20 protein-coding genes are annotated in these 19,824 nt (G+C 72.4%); 12 read left to right on the top strand and 8 right to left on the bottom strand.

All coding sequences use genetic code 11. The features are described 5' to 3' along the window. Window positions 1–16: 16 nt before the first annotated feature. The 4 genes from AB0K35_RS04995 to aroA form a co-directional block, all read right to left on the bottom strand. Window positions 17–871 (bottom strand): hypothetical protein, encoded by an 855-nt coding sequence (locus AB0K35_RS04995; RefSeq protein ID WP_238668349.1) that lies wholly within the window; start codon window positions 869–871, stop codon window positions 17–19. A 59-nt stretch (window positions 872–930) separates the two neighbouring features. Next, window positions 931–1,749 (bottom strand): histidinol-phosphatase, encoded by an 819-nt coding sequence (gene hisN, locus AB0K35_RS04990; protein WP_357288044.1) that lies wholly within the window; start codon window positions 1,747–1,749, stop codon window positions 931–933. A 28-nt stretch (window positions 1,750–1,777) separates the two neighbouring features. After that, a complete protein-coding gene (gene rsgA, locus AB0K35_RS04985; protein ID WP_091406102.1) occupies window positions 1,778–2,854 on the bottom strand; it encodes a ribosome small subunit-dependent GTPase A in 1,077 nt (358 codons plus the stop codon). A gap of 220 nt (window positions 2,855–3,074) precedes the next feature. Further along, window positions 3,075–4,373, bottom strand: a complete 1,299-nt coding sequence (gene aroA, locus AB0K35_RS04980) for a 3-phosphoshikimate 1-carboxyvinyltransferase (protein ID WP_363883857.1) — start codon at window positions 4,371–4,373, stop codon at window positions 3,075–3,077. Window positions 4,374–4,475: 102 nt separating this feature from the next. Between aroA and AB0K35_RS04975 the strand changes: the two genes are divergently transcribed. The 8 genes from AB0K35_RS04975 to AB0K35_RS04940 all read left to right on the top strand — a co-directional run bounded on the left by AB0K35_RS04975 (window position 4,476) and on the right by AB0K35_RS04940 (window position 8,950). After that, on the top strand, window positions 4,476–5,186 hold the full coding sequence (locus tag AB0K35_RS04975; RefSeq protein WP_357365479.1) for an SOS response-associated peptidase: 711 nt from the start codon (window positions 4,476–4,478) through the stop codon (window positions 5,184–5,186). Window positions 5,187–5,382: 196 nt separating this feature from the next. Then, window positions 5,383–5,775 carry a WhiB family transcriptional regulator gene (locus tag AB0K35_RS04970; RefSeq protein WP_238668196.1) on the top strand — a complete coding sequence of 131 codons (393 nt, stop codon included), beginning with the start codon at window positions 5,383–5,385 and terminating at the stop codon, window positions 5,773–5,775. 51 nt (window positions 5,776–5,826) lie between these two features. Further along, a complete protein-coding gene (locus AB0K35_RS04965) occupies window positions 5,827–6,444 on the top strand; it encodes an alpha/beta family hydrolase (protein ID WP_363883854.1) in 618 nt (205 codons plus the stop codon). A 235-nt stretch (window positions 6,445–6,679) separates the two neighbouring features. Next, window positions 6,680–7,504 (top strand): sigma-70 family RNA polymerase sigma factor, encoded by an 825-nt coding sequence (locus AB0K35_RS04960; RefSeq protein WP_112583674.1) that lies wholly within the window; start codon window positions 6,680–6,682, stop codon window positions 7,502–7,504. Between the two features lies 1 nt (window position 7,505). Next, window positions 7,506–7,793, top strand: a complete 288-nt coding sequence (gene rsrA / locus AB0K35_RS04955) for a mycothiol system anti-sigma-R factor (protein ID WP_030336658.1) — start codon at window positions 7,506–7,508, stop codon at window positions 7,791–7,793. Between the two features lie 59 nt (window positions 7,794–7,852). Beyond that, window positions 7,853–8,017, top strand: a complete 165-nt coding sequence (locus AB0K35_RS04950) for a hypothetical protein (RefSeq protein ID WP_238668194.1) — start codon at window positions 7,853–7,855, stop codon at window positions 8,015–8,017. A gap of 205 nt (window positions 8,018–8,222) precedes the next feature. Next, the gene (locus AB0K35_RS04945; RefSeq protein WP_181518367.1) at window positions 8,223–8,444 is read left to right on the top strand and encodes a biotin/lipoyl-binding carrier protein; all 222 of its coding nucleotides are present in this window, start codon (window positions 8,223–8,225) and stop codon (window positions 8,442–8,444) included. After that, complete coding sequence (locus AB0K35_RS04940) at window positions 8,441–8,950, top strand: GNAT family N-acetyltransferase (protein ID WP_357288021.1); 510 nt, start codon at window positions 8,441–8,443, stop codon at window positions 8,948–8,950. The genes AB0K35_RS04945 and AB0K35_RS04940 overlap by 4 nt, the downstream gene beginning before the upstream one ends. A 42-nt stretch (window positions 8,951–8,992) precedes the next feature. Here AB0K35_RS04940 and AB0K35_RS04935 read toward each other — a convergent pair whose 3' ends face one another. Continuing rightward, complete coding sequence (locus AB0K35_RS04935; RefSeq protein WP_238668192.1) at window positions 8,993–9,577, bottom strand: TetR/AcrR family transcriptional regulator; 585 nt, start codon at window positions 9,575–9,577, stop codon at window positions 8,993–8,995. Between the two features lie 105 nt (window positions 9,578–9,682). Between AB0K35_RS04935 and AB0K35_RS04930 the strand changes: the two genes are divergently transcribed. Next, window positions 9,683–11,269 carry an MDR family MFS transporter gene (locus tag AB0K35_RS04930; RefSeq protein ID WP_238668191.1) on the top strand — a complete coding sequence of 529 codons (1,587 nt, stop codon included), beginning with the start codon at window positions 9,683–9,685 and terminating at the stop codon, window positions 11,267–11,269. Window positions 11,270–11,397: 128 nt separating this feature from the next. Here the strand turns inward: AB0K35_RS04930 and AB0K35_RS04925 are convergent, their stop codons facing one another. Further along, on the bottom strand, window positions 11,398–13,224 hold the full coding sequence (locus AB0K35_RS04925) for a tetratricopeptide repeat protein (RefSeq protein ID WP_363883851.1): 1,827 nt from the start codon (window positions 13,222–13,224) through the stop codon (window positions 11,398–11,400). 188 nt (window positions 13,225–13,412) lie between these two features. On the opposite strand from AB0K35_RS04925, the gene AB0K35_RS04920 reads away from it, so the two are divergent. Further along, window positions 13,413–14,444: an SIS domain-containing protein gene (locus AB0K35_RS04920; RefSeq protein ID WP_238668348.1), complete on the top strand. Its 1,032-nt coding sequence runs from the start codon at window positions 13,413–13,415 to the stop codon at window positions 14,442–14,444. Window positions 14,445–14,469: 25 nt separating this feature from the next. Then, a complete protein-coding gene (locus AB0K35_RS04915) occupies window positions 14,470–16,062 on the top strand; it encodes a PAS domain-containing sensor histidine kinase (RefSeq protein WP_238668189.1) in 1,593 nt (530 codons plus the stop codon). A gap of 131 nt (window positions 16,063–16,193) precedes the next feature. Here the strand turns inward: AB0K35_RS04915 and AB0K35_RS04910 are convergent, their stop codons facing one another. Both AB0K35_RS04910 and AB0K35_RS04905 read right to left on the bottom strand, forming a co-directional pair. Continuing rightward, on the bottom strand, window positions 16,194–17,702 hold the full coding sequence (locus tag AB0K35_RS04910) for a glycosyltransferase family 39 protein (RefSeq protein WP_363883849.1): 1,509 nt from the start codon (window positions 17,700–17,702) through the stop codon (window positions 16,194–16,196). Between the two features lie 36 nt (window positions 17,703–17,738). Further along, a complete protein-coding gene (locus tag AB0K35_RS04905) occupies window positions 17,739–18,764 on the bottom strand; it encodes an aldo/keto reductase family protein (RefSeq protein WP_238668187.1) in 1,026 nt (341 codons plus the stop codon). A gap of 63 nt (window positions 18,765–18,827) precedes the next feature. On the opposite strand from AB0K35_RS04905, the gene AB0K35_RS04900 reads away from it, so the two are divergent. Beyond that, entirely contained in the window at window positions 18,828–19,739 is a 912-nt protein-coding gene (locus AB0K35_RS04900; RefSeq protein WP_363883847.1) for an ArsR family transcriptional regulator, read from the top strand. Window positions 19,740–19,824: the final 85 nt, after the last annotated feature.

Below are 19,824 nucleotides of genomic sequence, written 5' to 3'. Positions count from 1 at the left end.
GTGCGGTGCCGGGTGGTCAGCCCGGCCGACCGGCACCGACCATGGCGGGGTCCCGACGGCGTGCCACCGAACGGTGTTGCTGCGGTTCGGCGTACCGGGTCAGGCCGATCACCGCGGCCAGGGTCACCAGGAAGCCGACAGCGGCCAGCCACTCCCGCCCCGGCCAGATCTTGTCGTTGAGCAGCAGCAGGCCGACGATCGCGGCCGGCACCGCGCCGGCGGCGTCCATCGCGGCCACCGCGGCGGTCGTCGAGCCACGCTGCATGGCCAGACCGAGCAGCAGCTGACCCACTATCGAGTGGGCGATCAACAGGTAGAACAGCGGGTCGCCGAGGAACGCCTCAGCGGACGGCGCGGACGCCAGTGGCCGGGCGGCGACCGCGGCCGAGCTGAACGCCAGCCCGGCCAGTGAGCCGAGGGCCACCGAACCCGGCGCCCCGTGCAGCCGGACGGCGAAGAAACCGAGCACCGCTATGACGCCCAGCGCGATCAGCAGGGCGATCGAGCCGGCGGTGCCGAGCTGCTTCGACGGCGCCGGCCGGGCGGACAGCACCAGCGCGGTGATCCCCGCGAAGAGCAGCGCCAGCAGCACCACCTCAGCCGCCGGCAGCCGCCACTTCAGCACCAGCACCCCGAGGATGGCGGTCACCCCGAGCCCGGCGGCCACGCTGGCCTGCACGAGGAACAGCGGCAGGTCCCGTCGGGCCAGGAAGGCGAGCACGAAACCGCCGATCTGACAGCCGAGACCGACCAGATACGTCCGGTGCCCGGCGAGGCGCAGCAGCAGGCCCGGATCGAAGGTGTGGTGGACAGTGGTGCGGGCCGCCGCCACCGACTGGAGCAGGTTGGCGAAGCCGTACGCGACGATCATCGCCGCGAGGAAGCACCAACCGGAGGAGACCACCTGGCGAGGATAGAGGTTGCCGGGGGTCAGCGCTCGGCTGGTCGATTGAGGCGGGCGAGGATGTCGGCGTGCAGCACACCGTTGGTGGCCACCACGCTGCTGTCGGTGCCCGGAGCGCCCGCGGGGGCCGGTTGTCCGGCCAGATCCGTGACCGTCCCACCCGCCTCCGTGATGATCGGCACCAGCGCCGCCACGTCCCACACTGACAACTCCGGCTCGACCATCACGTCCAGTGCCCCCTCGGCCAACAGCATGTAGCCGTAGAAGTCGCCGTACGCCCGGTTGCGCCAGCTGTCCCGCATCAGGTCGAGCACCGCGTCGAGCCGCCCGGCTTCCTCCCACCCGTTCAGGGACGAGTAGCAGAAGCTGGCATCCGCGACCCCACGCACCGCTGACACGCCGATCCGCTCGCCGGCCGCGGGGCCCGGCCCGGCGTACGCGCCTGCGCCCGCGCTGGCCCACCAGCGTCGTCCGAGCGCTGGTGCGGACACCACGCCGACCGCAGGCCGGTCGCCGTCGTAGAGCGCGATCAGGGTGGCCCAGATCGGCACGCCACGGACGAAGTTCTTGGTGCCGTCGATCGGATCGATGATCCACCGGCGGCCGTTCGGGTGGACCGGCGACTGTGCGCCGTACTCCTCACCGAGCAGCCCGTCCGCCGGTCGGTGCTCGGCCAGCAGGGCGCGGATCTCCCGCTCCACAGCGGTGTCCGCGTCGGAGACCGGGGTCAGGTCGGGCTTCGCCTCGACGCGCAGGTCGAGTGCGCGGAACCGGGCCGTGGCGATGGCGTCGGCCCGGTCGGCGAGCAGGTGGGCGAGGGAGAGGTCGTCGGCGTACCCGGTCATGCCGGCAACCTAGCCCACGCCCGTCGGGTCACTCGTCCGGGCCGCGCCGGTCACCCTCGCCCGGGCCGCGCTGGTCGCTGTCGCCGCGCGAGTCACCCTCGCCGGCCCGGGAGGCGAGCAACCGACGGTACGAGGCCAGCCGGCGCGGGTCGGCCTTACCGGCGGCCACCCAGGCGTCCAGCCCACACTCGGCCTCGTCGGCCGTGTGGGGGCAGTTCGGTGGGCAGTCGACGGTGCCCTCGACCAGGTCCGGAAAGCCGTGCAGCAGGCTGTCGGCCGAGACGTGCGCCAACCCGAAGCTGCGGATCCCGGGGGTGTCGATGATCCAGCCCGGGTCGGTGTCGATCCCCGGCACCGGTGGCAGCCGCAGCGCCACCGCGCTGGTCGAGGTGTGCCGGCCCCGGCCGATCGCGCTGACCACGCCGACAGCGCGCAGCGCGTCCGGAACGAGGCGGTTGACGAGCGTCGACTTGCCCACCCCGGAGTGCCCGACCAGCACCGACACCTTGCCGCTCAGCAGCGCACGGAGCGCGTCGAGGTCGGAGTCGGGGCGGTTGAGCACGTAGGGCAGCTCCAGCTCGGTGTAGTAGCCGAGCACCTCCTCCGGCCCGGCCAGATCGGCCTTCGTGAGGCAGAGCAGCGGCTCGACGTCCGCGTCGTACGCGGCCACCAGGCAGCGGTCGATGAACCCGGTGCGCGGCGGTGGATCGGCCAACGCGCTCACGATCACCAACTGGTCCGCGTTGGCCACCACGACCCGTTCCAGCCGACCCTCGGCGGTGGTCTCGTCGTCGTCGGCTGTGCGGCGCAGCACCGAGCGGCGTTCCGCGATCCGGACGATGCGGGCAAGAGCGCCCTCCGCGCCGGACGTGTCACCGACCAGGCTGACCCGGTCACCGACCACCACCGACTTGCGACCCAACTCGCGGGCCCGCATCGCGGTGACAGTGGGCAGCTCGGCGCCGACCACGCCGCGTTCGGCCCCGGAGAGCACACAGGTGTAGCGCCCCCTGTCGACGGCGATGACGAACCCGTCGACAGCGTCGGCGTGCTGCGGGCGGGTGCGCGTACGCGGGCGCGACGACTTTCCGGGCCGGACCCGCACGTCGTCCTCGTCGTACTCCCGCCGTTTGGTCGCCAGGACCTGTCCTCTTCTCGTCAGCTCCAGTGAGCGTCCGGAAACCCCGCAGCGGCTGCGGCGGGCCCAGCCGACGACCGGCGGCGTTGGAGTTTGGTCCGCATACAACACCGGTATCCGGACCAAACTCCGCCTTGCCGAATCGCCGCCTGGACTCCGCCTCGCTCGCTACGGGGTTTCCGGACGCTCACTTGCCCGTCACCATCGCTGACCATAGTGCCGGGAACTCGGGCATGGTCTTGGAGGTACACCCCACGTCGTCCACCTCGATGCCCGGGACGGCGAGCCCTGCCACCGCGGCGGCGTGCGCCATCCGGTGGTCGTGGTAGGTGCGGAAGGTCCCGCCGCGCAGTGGGCGGGGTCGGATCTCCAGCCCGTCCGGCGCTTCGGTGATGTCCGCCCCGAGGGCGGTGAACTCGCGCGTGAGCGCGGCGAGCCGGTCGGTCTCGTGGCCACGGATGTGCCCGACGCCGGTGAACACCGACGGCGAGTCGGCCAGCATGGCCAGCGCGGTCAGCGCCGGGGTCAGCTCGCTGACGTCGGAGAGGTCGGCGGTCAGACCGTGCACCACGCCGGTGCCCCGCACCGTCAGCCCGGCGGTGGAGAGGGTGACCTCGCCGCCCATCCGCTGTAGCAACGAGCGGAGTTGCTCGACCGGTTGGGCGCTGCTGTGCGGCCAGCCCTGCAAGGTCACCTCACCGCCGGTGACCAGGGCGGCGGCGAAGAACGGCACCGCGCCGGACAGGTCCGGCTCGATCTCCCAGCCGCGCCCGGTGAGCGGGCCGGGCTCGACGGTCCACACGTCGGGGGTGCTGTCGTCGACGGCCGCGCCAGCGGCCCGCAGCATCCGCACTGTCATCCGCAGGTGCGGCGCGGAGGGGACCGGGGGGCCGACGTGCCGCACCACGACGCCCCTGTCGAAGCGCGGGGCGGCCAGCAACAACGCGGAGACGAACTGGCTGGACACGGACGCGTCGAGCACCACCTCGCCGCCGGTGACCCCACCGGTGCCGAACACTGTCAGCGGCAGGCTGCCGGTGCCGGTGACGTCGATCCGGACGCCCAGCGAGCGCAGCGCGCCGACCAGCGGGCCGAGTGGGCGGGTGCGCACGTACGGGTCACCGTCGAAGGTGACCTGCCCGTCGGCCAGGCCAGCCACCGGCGGCACGAACCGCATCACGGTGCCGGCCAGCCCGACGTCGACGTGGGCGGGGCCGGCCAGCGGGTGCGGTCGGACCAGCCAGCGCTCGTCGTCGCTGATCGAGACGTGCGCGCCCATCGCCCGCAGGCCGGCGGCCATCAACTCGGTGTCGCGGGCGCGCAGTGGCCGGGCCAGCGTCGACGGGCCGGCGGCCAGCGCGCTGAGCACCAGGGCCCGGGCGGTCATCGATTTGGAACCGGGCAGGCGCAGCGTCGCCGCCACCGGGTCGGATGCGGTCGGTGCGGTCCACGGCTGCGGCGGCCGGGTCGCGGTCAGGTTGCCCACCGTTACATTCTGCCGTGTCGGCGGGCGGGCGGCGTTGCCCGGCGTTCGAACTCCCGGTTGGCGGGACAGCCGACGGCCCTCCGACGCGTTAGCGTGTGCCCCATGTGCGGGAGGTACGCGACGACCCGGAGCTCCGGCGAGTTGAGCGCGCTGTTCGAGTCGTCAGACGACTCCGACGGCCTGGTCCGGGCGGACCACAACGTCGCGCCGACCGACAGGGTGCCGCTGGTCCGGGTCAGCCCGGAGGGGCACCGCAGCCTCTGTGTCGGTCGCTGGGGTCTGCTGCCGCACTGGTCCCGGTCCGCCTCCGGCGCAGCCCGGATGATCAACGCGCGGGCGGAGACGGTGGCCACCAGCCGGGCGTACGCCGGTTCCTTCTCCCGTCGGCGTTGTCTGGTCCCGGCCGACGGCTGGTACGAGTGGGTGCGGCTGCCCGACGGCGGGCGACAGGCGTACTTCATGACTCCCCGGGACGGCTCGGTGCTCGCGCTGGCCGGCATCTGGTCGGTCTGGGAGTCCGACGCCGAGACCCGGCTCACCTTCAGCGTGCTGACCACCGCGGCGCTCGGCGACCTGGCCGAGGTGCACGACCGGATGCCGGTGCTGCTGCCACCCGAGCGGTGGTCGTCGTGGCTCGCGCCGACCGACGAGCCGGAGCGGCTGCTCACTCCGGCGTCCGCGGAGCAGTTGGCGGGGTTGGAGATCCGCCCGGTGGGTGCGGCGGTGGGAGACGTTCGTAACGACGGGCCACAGCTGACCGCGCGGGTGGCGGTGACGCCGCCGGTGTCACAGCAGGAGCTGACCCTGTTCTGACGCCGCGGTGCATCGTCGGCCACCGATTTGCCAGGGTTCAGCGCGATTCGTCTCCTGGCTGTTCAGTCATGTTCCCGGCAGACCCTTGTCCCGGTGTTGCGAAGTGCGATAGAACACAGCGCCGGTAGTGGCTGTCGGTCCGCACGGGGCGGACGACGTCCACAGATTTTGCCGGTCCCACGGGGGAGGTGGGTGGATGACACGGGCACGTATGCCGCGTCCGCACGAGGTGGCAGCGGCGCGGCGAGATCCGCGACTGCTGCGGGCGGTGCGAGAACGGCGACAGGACGACGCATGGCGCACCAGAGGAACCTGCCAGAGCGTCGATCCGGAGACATTCTTTCCGGCACCGAACGAGCCGGCGGACGCCGCCGTCGCGCTGTGTCGCAGTTGTGACGTGCAGGGGTCCTGCCTGGCCTGGGCCCTCGACGTCGGTGACTGCCACGGCGTGTGGGGCGGCACCACGCCGCGGGAACGCCGGGCGATGCTGGTCGCCTGGCGCGGCGAGGTCGAACCCGATCCGGACGCCATCGACGACGCCGGCCCGCCGGTGCGCGATCGCCTGCTGGTCCTGGTCCCGCTGAGCTGATCGGCGGCCCGGTTCGCACCCGACGCCCGTCCGGCGGCGCAGAATAGGCCGGTGCCAGCCAGCAACGAGATCGACACCCCGCGCGGTCCGGCGTGGATCGACACCGACCTGCCGGTCCGCCCGGCCACCGCCCTGCTCGTTCTCGGGCACGGCGCGGGTGGCAGCGTCGACGCGCCCGACCTGCTCGCGGTCCGGGACGCGTCGGTGGCGGCCGGGCTGGCGGTGGTCCGGGTGACGCAGCCCTACCGGGTCGCCGGTCGGCGTGCGCCGGCACCGGCAGGTCACCTCGACGAGGCCTGGACAGCGGTGCTCGCCGAGCTGCGCGACCGGCACGCCGACGTGCCGACGGTGGTGGTCGGTGGGCGTTCCAGCGGCGCACGGGTGGCCTGCCGGACGGCCCGTGCGGTGGGCGCGATGGGCGTGGTCGCGTTGGCCTTCCCACTGCACCCGCCCGGCCGGCCGGAACGCTCGCGCGCCGCCGAACTGGGCACCGGCCTGCCGACGTTGGTGGTCAACGGCGATCGGGATCCGTTCGGGACGCCGGAGCCGGGACCGGCCGTGCAGGTGGTGAGCCGTCCCGGTGAGACGCACGACCTGCGCCGCGATCCGGCCGGCACCGCCGCCGCCGTGCGCGACTGGCTGTCCGCCCAGGGCTGGGCGGCCAGCTGATCCGTCGCGGCCGGCTCGCCGGGGCGACCGTTTCCGGCGCGGGCACGGGTCGTTGCATCCGTTGGTGCCGCCGGCCCGAGCAGGGCCGGTGACACCAGTCCTCCCAGGCCCTTCCTGGTCCCAGCGCCGGCCGCCGTCGGGGCCGGGACCAGGAACGGGGAGGGTCGGCCGGAATGCCCCAGTGGTCATCTCGCGTTACTACCCCCGGACGACTTTTCTGCGAGGGGGGTGACCGGTGCCAACCGAGACACGAAGCCTGGAACGGGACGAGCGGGACGCCCGGCAGCTGAAGCGGCTGCTGGATGGCCCGGAGTGGCCCGCGACGGCGGGACCGGGCGGGGTGGGTGCGGTGAGCACGGGCACACCGGCCGGAAGTGAATCTGCGGGCAGGTCCGTGCGCGTATCCTCGGCGGGAAAGCATCCGACGCGAGGGGATGTGCGGTTGACCACCGAGAAGACGGACGAGCGCAGGGCCCGATTCGAGCGGGACGCGATGCCATTCGTCGATCAGCTCTACGCTGCTGGGCTGCGGATGACACGCAACCCGGCGGATGCCGAGGATCTGGTCCAGGAGACGTACCTGAAGGCCTACGCGGCCTTCCACCAGTTTGAGCAGGGCACGAACCTCAAGGCCTGGCTCTACCGGATCCTGACCAACACCTACATCAACTCCTACCGTAAGCGGCAGCGCCAGCCGATTCAGGCGCCCACCGAGGAGATCACCGACTGGCAGCTCGCCGAGGCCGAGTCGCACACCTCCAGCGGGTTGCGCTCGGCCGAGACGGAGGCACTGGACCGGCTGCCGGACAGTGACGTCAAGGAGGCCCTCCAGCAGTTGCCGGAGGAGTTCCGCCTGGCCGTCTACCTCACCGATGTCGAGGGCTTCTCCTACAAGGAGGTCGCGGACATCATGGGCACGCCGATCGGCACCGTGATGTCGCGTCTGCACCGGGGCCGTCGTAATCTGCGCAAGCTGCTCGAGCGTTACGCGGGCGAGCGGGGCTTCAGTGCGGCCCGCTCGGCGAAGGGCTCGACCGCCGCTGCCGGCCGGGAGGTGTGACGTGAGCTGTGGGGAGCCGCACGAGACGGACTGCCGCGAAGTGCTCGCGGAGGTGTATCTCTACCTGGATCTGGAGTGCGCCGACGAGCGTCGCTCGCTGATCCGGCACCACCTGGACGAGTGCGGGCCCTGCCTGCGCGAGTACGGGCTGGAGCAGGAGGTGCGGGCGCTGGTGGCGCGTTGCTGTGGCAACGAGACCGCGCCGGATGAGCTGCGTGAGCGGCTGCGGGTCAAGCTCACCGAGTTGGTGGTCTTCGAGACCAGCGACTCCCGTGAGCTGGCCGACTGAGCGTCTGAGCTGGCCGACCGAGCGTCGGCACCAGCTGGCAAGACCGGTGGCCCGGGTCGATGTCGACCCGGGCCACCGGTGTACCCGGCCTCGGCCGGCTGAGCGGCGACGGGCAGTCGGCCCGTCGACCCGTTCAGGAGTTGGGACGCTTGCCGTGGTTCGCGGCGTTCTTCTTACGAGCCTTCTTCTTCCGGGACTTCTTCGCCATGCTGACCTCCTCGTGATGGGTCGGATCCGTCCTGCGCACGACCTCGGCGCGGATGCGGCCACCGGCGGTCCGGCGTCGGGTCCGACCCGCTGATGGTAGTGCTGTCGACACCCGCCGCCTTCCCCAGGGCGGGCCTGTCATCCCGGCTGCGCCGCTGCCCGCCCATCGCCGGTCGACGCATGATTGGATACATCGGCAGGCACGTCGCGAAGAGGGAGGGCCTGGACATGGCCGAGGAGATCCGCGCCGAGATGGTGGCCAACGTCTGGAAGGTCGTCGCCACGGCGGGTGACACGGTGACCGAGGGCGACACCCTGGTGATCCTCGAGTCGATGAAGATGGAGATCCCGGTCGTCGCCGAGTCCGATGGTGTGCTCCAGCAGCTCGTCGTCAACGAGGGCGACGTCGTGCAGGACGGTGACCTGATCGCCGTGATCGCTTGACCGGGTTGCGGGTCCGTCCGGCCGAGTCGGTCGACTTCCCGGCGGTGGCCCGGCTGACGGTGGCCGCGTACGAGGCGGACGGCCAGCTCAAGGGCGAACACGGGTACGGCGAGGTGCTGGCCGACGTGTCGACCCGAGCCGCCAGCGGTGAGGTGCTGGTCGCTGTCGACGAGGTGACCGGGGCGGTGCTCGGCTCGGTCACGTTCGTGCTGCCGGGCACCCCGTTCGCCGAGCTGGCCGGGCCGGGCGAGGCGGAGTTCCGGATGCTCGCTGTCGACCCGGGCGCTCAGGGGCGGGGTGTTGGTGCCGCGCTGGTCGAGGCGTGTGTAGACCGGGCGACCGGGTCGGGTTGCACGGCGGTGATGATCTGCGTCCGGGCTGGGATGGCCGATGCGGCGCACCGGCTCTACTCGCGGCGTGGTTTCGTCCGTTCGCCGGAGAAGGACTGGTCACCGGCGCCGGGTGTTGATCTGCTCGGCCTGCGGTTGGAGCTGACGCGCGGCTGAGGCCGGCGACCGACGAGCCTGGGCCGGCGCGATCATGCCCGGTCAGGCGTCGGGCTGCGTGCCGATGGCGGCCAGCAGTTCGTCGGCCACCTCCAGGGCGAGCTTGCGGCGTTCGTCGTCGCTGATGTGCGGCGCGCGGACCGCGAACCAGCTGGTGTGCACCGCGAACAGCGACAGCGCGGCGCGTAGCTGGGCGGCGGGGGAGTCGTCTCCCCGGCAGAGCGCCTCGGCCAGCTCCATCATCCGACCGCGCATCTTCTGCCCGGAGGAGAGGCTCTTGAGCGCTGTCTGGTTCTGCTCGAAGAAACGCATCACCGACGGCTGGGTGCCGTCGAACATCGTGTCGGCGTACCGGGAGATCAGCTCGCGTCGGGTGGCCAGGGTGGCGGGTTGGGTGGCGGCCCAGGCGGTCAGCGCGTCCATCCGCTCCAGCCGGTCCTCGACGAAGCTGGCGACGATGTCGTCCTTGCTCTTGAAGTGGTAGTAGAGCGCGGCCTTTGTGACGTTGAGGCGCTCGGCGATTTCCCGGAGCGAGGTCTTCTCGTACCCCTGCTCGGTGAAGAGTTCGAGCGCGACGGCCTTGATCCGTTCCCGCGTTCCGCCGCCTGTGCTCTCGCTCACGCACACCCTCCAAATGGCTTGACCGTTGCTTGTACCCAACTTACCGTGCGGCTAGTAAGGTGACTAGCCGGGCGGCAAGTAAGTACGGCAATCTTCGGGGGGAGCTTACCCATGACTCAGGCAACCCAGGCCGGCACGAGACCCAACAACATCCGGGTCGTGCTGTTCGGGCTGATGATCGCGATGATGCTCGCGATGCTCGACAATATGATCGTCAGCACCGCGTTACCGCGGATCGTTGGCGAGTTCGGCGGGCTCAACCACTTCACCTGGGTGGTTACCGCGTACGTCCTGGGCACCACCGTCTCCACCCCGATCTGGGGCAAGCTCGGTGACCTCTACGGCCGCAAGTCGGTCTTCCTGACCTCGGTCGTCGTCTTCCTGGTCGGTTCCGCCCTCTGTGGCATGGCCGGCTCCGGGATGCTCGGCGGCCCAGAGGACGGCATGGTCCAGCTCATCGCCTTCCGGGCCGTGCAGGGCCTCGGCGCCGGCGGCCTCATGGTCGGCGTGATGGCGATCATCGGTGACCTGGTCCCGCCCCGCGAGCGCGGTCGTTACCAGGGCATGATCGCCGGCATCATGGCCATTGCCATGGTCGCCGGTCCGCTGGCCGGCGGATTCATCACCGACCACCTCTCCTGGCGCTGGGCGTTCTACGTGAACCTGCCGCTGGGCGGAATCGCGTTGCTCGTCCTGATCACCACCATGCACCTGCCGAAGTACCGCACCGAGCACCGGATCGACTGGCTCGGCGCCGGGCTGCTCTCGGTCGGCATCACCGCGATCGTGCTCATCACCACCTGGGGTGGCAACGAGTACGACTGGACCTCGCCGCAGATCCTCGGCCTGGCCGTGCTGGCCGTCGTCGCGTTGGTGGCGTTCGGCCTGGTGGAACGCCGGGTCCAGGAGCCGATCCTGCCGCTGGCGCTCTTCGCCAACCGCAACTTCGCGCTGATCTCGGTGATCGGCTTCCTGCTCGGCTTCGCGATGTTCGGCGCGATGAACTTCCTGCCGCTCTACCAGCAGACAGTGCAGGGGGCGTCGGCCACCAACAGTGGGCTGCTGCTGCTGCCCCTGATGTTCGGCATGCTTGTCGTCTCGCTGGTCATCGGCCGGGCGATCACCCGCAACGGCAGATACCGGGCGTACCCGATCATCGGTGGCGTGGTGATGACAGCGGGCATGGCGCTGCTGTCCATGCTCGACACGGACACCAGCAAGCTGATGTCCTCGATCTACATGATCGTGCTCGGCGTCGGCATGGGCTTCCTCATGCAGACGTCGATGCTGATCGCGCAGAACAGCGTGGAGCAGAAGGACCTCGGCGCGGCCAGCGGCGCGGCCACCTTCTTCCGGTCGATCGGCGGTTCGTTCGGCATCTCGCTGTTCGGAGCGATCTTCGCCAACCGGCTGGCCAGCTCCGAGGGTGGTCGGGCCTTCGGTGGCGGCGAGGCCGGCGCCGGGATGGACCTGGAGAAGCTCAAGGAACTGCCCGCTCAGGCGCGCGAGGCGGTGCTCGGCGGTCTCTCCGACGCCATCTCGCACGTCTTCCTCTGGGCGGTGCTGTTCACCATCGTGATCCCGGTGCTCGCCTGGTTCATCAAGGAGATCCCGCTGCGCACCGCGAACGAGGCGCCGCCGCAGGCCACCCCGGAGGAGGACGCCGAGGTCGCCCTCGGCAAGGCCCCCGTCGCCTGACCCAACCCCAACCCCCAACCCCCGCGATCTTGCACTTTGGGCGCGTGCATAAACCCTGTTTCCGACAAAACGGCGACAGTAAGTGCAAGATCGCGGGGGTGGCGGGGTTCGCGGATTCGCGGGGGGAGTTAGCGGCGGCTCAGGCGTTGCCAGAGGCGGCGCAGGGGGTTGCGGGGGCGGGGAAGCCTGGGTGAGTGGGCGGCCAGCAGTTCGGTGGCCAGTGCCGCCGTCGCCGGATCCAACTGCGGGGCGGCGAGTGCCAGGTGAGCCAGCGAGGCGGCGATCGGGACCGGTCGGCTCCGCGCCACGGCAGCCGCGTCGGCCAACCGCTCCGCCACCACCCGGGCCACATCCGACCGCACCGAGGGGTCCACCCAGGCGGCGGTGACCAGGGCGAACAGCGCCGCCTCGGTGACCCAGTCCTCGACGCCCCAGATCAGGTCGAGCAGCACCCGGCGCCGGGTGCTGCCCTCCCACGGCTCGTCGGTGCGGTGGTGCAGCAGACCCAGACAGGCCCACACCTGCACTCCACGGACCCAGACCGACGGGTCGTGGGCCGCCAGCAGCCGACCCACCGCGTTGGCCGGCGCCGCCGGTGGATGCACCAGCAGGCCGAGCAGGTCGCCCAGGTCGAGGCCGGCCAGACCGACCGCCGCGTCGTACGCCGCCGGTGGGTGTGCCCACGCCGGGTGGGCGATCTGCCCGATCCGTTCGACAGCCGTCGCCGAGGGCGCCGCCAGCGCGGGCGTCGGGACCGTGTCCGCGTAGTGCCACAACCGCTGAGCGGACTCCCGCCGGGGCTCGCGCGGGTCGGGCTCCGGCGTGCCGACGACCTCGATCCGTAGCCCGGGGGCGGTGGAGATGGCCGTCCCGACCGCGCTCGGCGGGGCTGCGGCCGGTAGGCGTACGGCACCGCCGAGACCATTGTCGTCATCGGCCACCGCCTGGCGCATCGCGTCGACCAGGGGCCCACCGGCCGGGGTGAGTTGGCCGAGCCAGGGTCGACCTCGGCAGCACTGGGCCAGGTCGCCGTGCTCGTGGCTGTCGTCCGGGTGATCCCGCACGAAGTCGGCGAGCGCGACAAGGTGGGCGAGGTCACCGTCGCGCAGGTGCCGCAGGCGGTGGGCGGTGTGCACCGCGCAGTCGAACGACGGATCGCGCGCCAGCGCCCGCTCGGTCCACTCCAACGCCTCGTCCAGCCGGCCGATCTCGGCCAGGGTGCCGGCGATGTCCGCGTAGATCGCCAGGTCGTCGGGGTCCAGCTCGACGGCCCGACCGAGGGCCGCGAGGCCGTCGCGGGTCCGGCCCGAGCTGCGGTACGCGTACCCGAGCCACACCTCGCCCATCTTCGAGGGCTGTGCGCGTACCCCTCGGGTGGCCCAGCGGACCGCCAGCTCGACCTCGCCGAGGCGCCGGGCCAGCGCGGACGCCGCGCCCAGCAGCAGGCCGTGTTCGGGGTGCACGGTGGCCGCGTTGCGGGCGAGCGTGAGGTACGGGGTCAGCGGGGGCCGTCCGATCCGCGGCACCGGGTCGGGCAGTGCGGCGCAGACCTGCATGAGGACGCGGGCGATGTGCTCCGGTTCCAGTCGTTCGGCCAGCTCGGGCGCGGTGACCCAGGGCACGCCGGCCCACTCGGTGCCGGGCGCGTACGACGTCGCGGCGGCCAGCAGCTCCAGCCCTTCGGCGGGGCGTCCGGCGGTGGCGAGGAGGTGGGCGCGGGCGACGACAGCACCGACGAAGGTGTGGTGGTTGATCGGGAAGAGGTCGAGGCCGCCGCCGCTCGTCGCGGCGAGCCGGGCCAGCGTCTCGTGCACCTCCGGCAGGGTGGGGGCCTGCGCCAACGCGCCGGCGAGGTGGCCGGCGGCGTGGTGCAGGTCGCCCTCGTCGAGTGCCAGCCGGGCCAGCGCCAGCTCCTCCGTCGCGGAGAGCGCGGGATCGTCCGTTCCCTCGGGCACGTCGTCCTCTCGTGGCAGTTAGACCGGGTGCAACGGGTAAAGCTTAGTTGATATTGAGATCAACTGGTGATCATCTGCGCAGTCCTGCTCGTTCAATTGCTGAGATACGCTCAAAAGTGCAAGACTGAGCAAGAATCGCGCGGCAACCGCGCAGGGGAGGGGTTTCCGTGACACGTGCAGGGGCTGGAATGGCCGCCGACATCGACGAGCAGCCGGCTGGCTACGCGCGCCTGCTCTCCGCCGCCAACGCCGCCGAGATCGCCCGGGTGGCGGCGGTCATCGCGGAGCGTCGGCCACGGCACGTGGTCTTCACCGCACGGGGCACCTCCGATCACGCGGCGCTCTACGGGGCCTACCTGACCGAGATCCGGCTCGGCCTTCCCGCCGGGCTGGCCTCGCCCAGCGTCGTCACCCTGTTCGGGGCCCGCCCCGACCTCTCCGACGCGCTCGTCGTCGGGGTCAGCCAGAGCGGCGGATCGCCCGACCTGGCCGAGGTGCTGCGCGCAGCCCGAGCCTCCGGCGCGCTGACCCTCGCGGTGACCAACGCCCCCGACTCGCCGCTTGTCGACGTGGCCGAGCTGAGCGTCGACATCGCCGCCGGGCACGAGCGGGCGGTGGCCGCCACCAAGACGTACACCGCCGAGCTGCTGGCCCTGCTGATGCTGGTGGAGGGGATCCGGGCCGGCGACGGCGTGCTCCCGAAGGCCGAACGGGACGCGCTCGACGCACTTCCCGAACTGGCCGCCCGCACCCTGGCCGACGGCACCCCGGCCCAGCTCGCCCCGCGTTACCGGTTCGCCCGTCAGCTGGTCACCACCGGCCGGGGCTACGCCTACCCCACCGCCCGGGAGGCAGCGCTGAAGCTGATGGAAACCTCGTACCTGCCGGCGCTCGCCTTCTCCGGCGCCGACCTGCTGCACGGCCCGCTCGCGATGACCGACCCGGAGGTCCCGGTGCTCGCCGTTGTCGGCTCCGGCCCCGGCGGCCGGTCGATGGGTGAGGTGCTGCCCCGCCTCGGCGAACGCCGCGCCGACGTCGTGGTGGTCGGCTCCGCCGACGTGCCGGGCGCCACCCGGCTGGCCGTCCCCGAGGTCGACGAGCGGTACGCCCCGCTGCTGGACATCCTGCCGATGCAACGGTTGGCCCTGGCCCTGGCGCTGACCCGAGGCGAGGACCCGGACGCGCCGCGCGGGTTGAAGAAGGTCACCGCGACGATGTGAGGCGCGGCGTGGCACCCTGGTCACCGTGTCCACGCTGCGCGACCTCGCCGAGGAGCACACCCATCTCCGTCCGGCCGACATCGACCACCTGCACCGGATCGCCGGCGACTGGCAACTGCTCTCCGATCTGTCCTTCGCTGACCTGCTGCTCTGGGTGCCGGTCGACGCCGACGGCACGTTCCTCTGTGTCGCCCAGGTGCGCCCGACCACCGCACCGACCGCCTATCAGGACGACCAGGTGGGTCGGATCGTCGGCGGGCCGGAGGTGGCCCACCTGGGGGTGGCGTACTCCCAGGGTCGGATCTGGCGCGAGGGCGACCCGGTCTGGTACGGCGACGTGCCGGCCCGACACGAGGCGATCCCGGTTCGGCTGCGTACCGTCGAGGGGGAGGCCGGCGAGGTGATCGCCGTGGTCGGGCGGGACACCAACCTCTCCACCGCGCGTACGCCCAGCCAACTGGAGCTCAACTACCTCACCACCGCCGACGACCTGGCGCAGATGATCGCCGACGGCACCTTCCCGCCGCCGCGGCATCCGGGCGAGACCACCTCCGCGCCCCGGGTCGGCGACGGCCTGGTCCGGCTCGACGCCGGCGGCAAGGTCACCTACGCCAGCCCGAACGCCCAGTCCGCGTACCGCCGACTGGGCTACGCCTCGCACCTGGTGGGGGAGGACCTGGCCGCGTTGCACCGCCGGTTGGCCGGTGACCCGCTGGACGGCACCGAGGCCTCGAACGGCATCCTGGCCGCGCTGCGCGGTGAGGCGCCACCCCGCCGGGAGATCGACGCACGAGGTGCCACGATGCTCACCCGGGCGCTGCCGCTGATGCCGGCCGGGGTGCCGATCGGAGCGTTGGTGCTGGTCCGCGACATCACCGAGGTCCGTCGCCGGGACCGGGCGCTGATCACCAAGGACGCCACCATCCGGGAGATCCACCACCGGGTGAAGAACAATCTCCAGACGGTGGCCGCGCTGCTGCGGTTGCAGGCCCGCCGGGTGGCGATGCCGGAGGCCCGGGTCGCCCTTGAGGAATCGGTCCGTCGGGTCGCCTCGATCGCCCTGGTGCACGAGACGCTCTCGATGTCCAGCGACGAGGCGGTGGAGTTCGACGGCATCGTCGACCGGGTGGCCAGCGCGGCGACCGAGGTCGCGGCGACCGAGGTGAGCGTCGGCATGCGTCGGCGGGGCAGCTTCGGCGTACTGCCGGCGGAGATCGCCACCTCGTTGGTGATGGTCCTCAACGAGTTGCTGCTCAACGCCGTCGAGCACGGCTTCCCGCCGGCCGACGAGACGGAGGAGACCCCGGTGGCCTCCGCCTCCGGCATGGTGCCGGTCGCCGCTCCCGAGGTGGACCCGTCGCTGCGGCCCGAGGTGGTGGTCTCCGCGCACCGGTTCCGCAAGATGCTGCACGTCTCGGTGACCGACAACGGTCGCGGCCTGCCGCCGGACTTCGACGCCGAACGCGGCAGCCGGCTCGGCCTCCAGATCGTTCGGGCCCTGATCACCGGGGAGCTGCGCGGCACCATCGAACTGCGCGCCGGCGCCAACGGCGGCACCGAGGCCATGCTGGTCATCCCGCTGGCCCGCAACACCCACGACGGCCGCTCGCAGCCCTGACCGCCGCGCGCGGCCACCTCGCCGTCCGCCTACTGAGGTCTGACGGCTGGCGGGGTGTCCGGGCTGTCGCGCCGGGCAGGGGAGGCGGAGCGAACTGTGGTGCCGGGCGGGCGGCGCGCGACCGAGGTGGGTCAGCGGTCGGGGCGGCTGGTCAGCAGGGCGACGGTGAGACCGGGGCGCTGCCAGACCTGGGTGACTGTGAAGTCCGTGCGCAGCGCGTCGCCCTTGGCGCCGGGCACGGCGGCCAGCGGCTCGGGGTGCCGGCCGGAGACGACGAGCCAGACCCGCGTCGTACCGGCCAGGCACTGCGCCGGCTGGGGGCACTCGGCGGCCCACAGGTCGCCGCGGCGCACCTCGTCCTCGGTGACCAGCACGTCACGTGGTGGGTCGCCGAGGTGGTACTCGATACCGAGGTCGAGGAAGAGCCAGCTGTGCCGGGGCGAGTAGACCACCGCGTCCCCCGGGCGTTGGCCGTCGGCGATCACCCGCGCCGCCCCGGCGTAGTCCACCGGCGCGCTGCGTGGCCACTCGTGGGTCCGGCGCAGCGCGGCCTGGTCGGGTAGGCCGAGCAGCCCGGCCAGCACCACCACGACGAGCGCGGCCGGTGCGGCCACGGCAGCCAGCGCCGCGCCGGCCAGCAGGCACGCGAAGGGCACCACGAAGACCAGGTACCGGGGCACCCACAGCGGTACGACGGTGCCCGCGGCGAAGAGCAGCAGTACGGGCAGCAGCACCGCGCCGACCGGCAGCAGGGCGCGTCGCCCGAGCCGGGCCGCGCCGAGCGCCGCCACCCCGAGCAGCAGGCCACCGACCACACTGCTCTGGGTGACGCCGCCGGGCAGCGCGGTGAGGTCGTCCAGTCGGGCCAGGTGGACCCAGTCCAACTGCCGGGACTGCTGGCTCCGGGCCTTGACCAGCAGCGGGCCGGCCAGCAGCGCGACCGGCACCACGGCGACCAGCCATCGCCACACCCGCCGGTCCCGTTCGGTGTCGGGCTGGGCCGGGGTGGCGACGCCGGCCGCGGCTGGGCCGCGCCACCAGGCGATGAGGACGACCAGGGCGTGGGCGGCGAGAAGTGTGAGTGCGATCAGGTGGATGAGCCCGAGGGCGACGACGGCGACGGCGTAACCGGCCCAACGGGCCCAGCTCGGTCGACGCAGCGCGGTCACCAGCAGCAGTGTGGCGAGCACGGCGAGCATGGTGGCCAGCGCGTACGGGCGAGCCTCCTGCCCGTAGCGAGACGTGCCGGGGAGCACCGCGAACAGCAGCCCGGCGAAGAGGCCGCCGCGCCGGTCGACGAGCCGTGCCCCGAGCACGGCGAGCAGCCCGGCGGCCACTGTCATCGCCAGCACCGCAGGCACGCGCAGGGCGATCGTGGAGTCGCCGAAGACCCTCGTCCAGATGTGCATCAGCAGGTAGTACGGCCCGGTGGCGGCGTCGATGGTGCCGGCCAGCCGGAGCAGGTCGCCGGGCGAACGGGTGGCCGCGCTCCACGTCGCCAGCTCGTCGCGCCAGAGCTGGGCGGAGCCCAGCCCGGTCACCGTCACCGCCAGTGTCAACAGTGCCGGGGGGAGCCAGACCGGCAGGCGGCGCAGGTGCTCCCACGCCGCCCCGGCCGACCTCTCGGACAATTGCCCCACGGTCCGAGCCTGCCACGGCCACCCCCTGCGCGGGCGTCAGCCGGCCGCAGGTGGTGGGCGCCAGGCGGACATCACGTCGTTCGGGCGGGCGGTCTTCGCCGGATCACGCTCCACCAGTTCGTCGAGCACGGCGTCGATCCGGGCCATCAGCTCGTCGTCGAGCCGTACCGTGGCGGCCTTGGCCGTCTCGGTGAGCTGCTCGGGCCGGGACGCGCCGACGATCGCGCCGGCCACCGTCGGCCGGCGCAGCACCCAGGCCACCGCCAACTGGGCCATCGTGCAGCCGGCGGCCTCGGCGACCGGTCGGAGCTGGCGTACCCGGGAGAGCAGCAGATCCGAGGAGTAGCGGGCGATGAACGAGCCACCGAAACCGTCGGTGGCCCGGGAGCCGGCGGGCGGACGTCGGCCCGGCTCGTACCGACCGGTCAGCACGCCCATCGCGAGCGGCGACCAGGCGAGCTGGCCCAGGCCGAGGTCGGCGCAGGCGGGCGACACCTCGGCCTCCACGACCCGCCACAGCATGGAGTACTGCGGCTGGTTGGCGATGAACGGGATGTGCAGCTCGGCGGCGAGTCGCAGGCCCGCGCGCAGCTGCGGGGCGGTCCACTCGGAGGCGCCGACGTAGAGCACCTTGCCCTGGCGGACCAGGTCGGCGAAGGCGAGCATCGTCTCCTCCAGCGGCACGCTGTCGTCGTACCGGTGTGCCTGGTAGAGGTCGAGGTAGTCGGTGCCCAGCCGGCTCAGCGAGGCGTGGCAGCCCTCGATGACGTGCTTGCGGGACAGCCCGGCGTCGTTGGCTCCCGGCCCGACCGGCAGGCACACCTTCGTGCACAGCTCGATCGAGCTGCGCCGGACGCCGCTCAGCGCCTTGCCCAACGCCTCCTCGGCCCGCCCCTGGGCGTACCGGTCGGCGGTGTCGAACGTGGTGATGCCCGCATCCAGGGCGGCGGTCACGCACGCGGCCGCCGCGTCGTCGTCGAGCTGGTTGCCGTGGGTGACCCAGTTGCCGTACGCGACCGCGCTGACGCGCAGGCCCGACCGGCCCAGTTGCCTGTACTCCATGACGAGAATCGTCGGGCCGCCCCGCGCTGTCGCCGAACCGTTCGAACGTGGTCGAATCCGTGGGTGATCGAGGTTCGGTTCTCGCCCGACGACCTGAGCCGGGTCCGGTTCGTGCACTCGCCCCTGGCCGAGCTGGTGGCCAGCTCCTGGGCGTTACGCAAGCCGGAGAAGTACTGGATGCACCGTCCGTGGCGGCAACGCGCGGAGCGGCTGCTGCCGGACGCCGGCCTGGAACCGCTGTTGGCGGTGCTCAGGCCGTCCAACGGTTACGTGCCGGATTTCCTCACCCCGATCGGAGTGGCACCGAACCTGGCCGCCGAGCTGCGGGCGGTCGCCGGCACCGACCCGTCCCGGATGCGCCGGCAACTGGAGCGGGCCGGCGCACCCCGGCTGACCTCGGACGAGTTGGTCGCCCAACTCCACAGGTACTTCACAGTGCTGATCGCACCGGACTGGCCCCGGCTGCGGGCGCTCGCGCTGGCCGACATCCGGCGGCGGACGCTGCTCGCCGCCGAGCAGGGCGGGCGCACCCTGCTGCGCGAGGTGCACCCGTTGATCCGCTGGGACGGCGCGGCGCTGCGGGTCGCCGTCGGCACGACAGTGCCGGCCGATCTGGACGGGCGCCCGTGGACGCTGCTGCCCACCGCGTTCTCCGGGCCGACTGTGCACGCGATCATGGAGGGCGACGGCGGGCCCGCCCTCTGCTATCCGCCGACCGGGCTGGGCGGGCTGTGGGATTCGCCCCCGCCCAGCGCGGCGCTGGGCGCCCTGCTCGGCGGTACCCGGGCGGCGGCGCTGTCCCTGCTGGACTCGCCGCTGAGCACCGGCGAGGTGGCCGCGATGCTGGGTCTCGCGCCGGCGACGGCGTCGCACCACCTCACCACGTTGCGGGACAACGGCCTGATCGCCGGCGTACGACAGGGGCGGGTGGTGCGTTATGCCCGAACTATCCTCGGTGACCAGCTGGTCGGCTGAGCCTCGGCCCGTGATGTGGGATCCAGCACGTGGACATTGGCCGGCCCCCTTGGGGTGTGGCAGCATGGGCCCATGACCGCCGCAG

Origin of the sequence: Micromonospora sp. NPDC053740 (assembly GCF_040677775.1) — a bacterium.
GTDB classification, from domain to species: domain Bacteria; phylum Actinomycetota; class Actinomycetes; order Mycobacteriales; family Micromonosporaceae; genus Micromonospora; species Micromonospora alfalfae.
The sequence above is the reverse complement of the archived record's forward strand: the minus strand, read 5'-3'. Positions and strand labels throughout refer to the sequence as shown.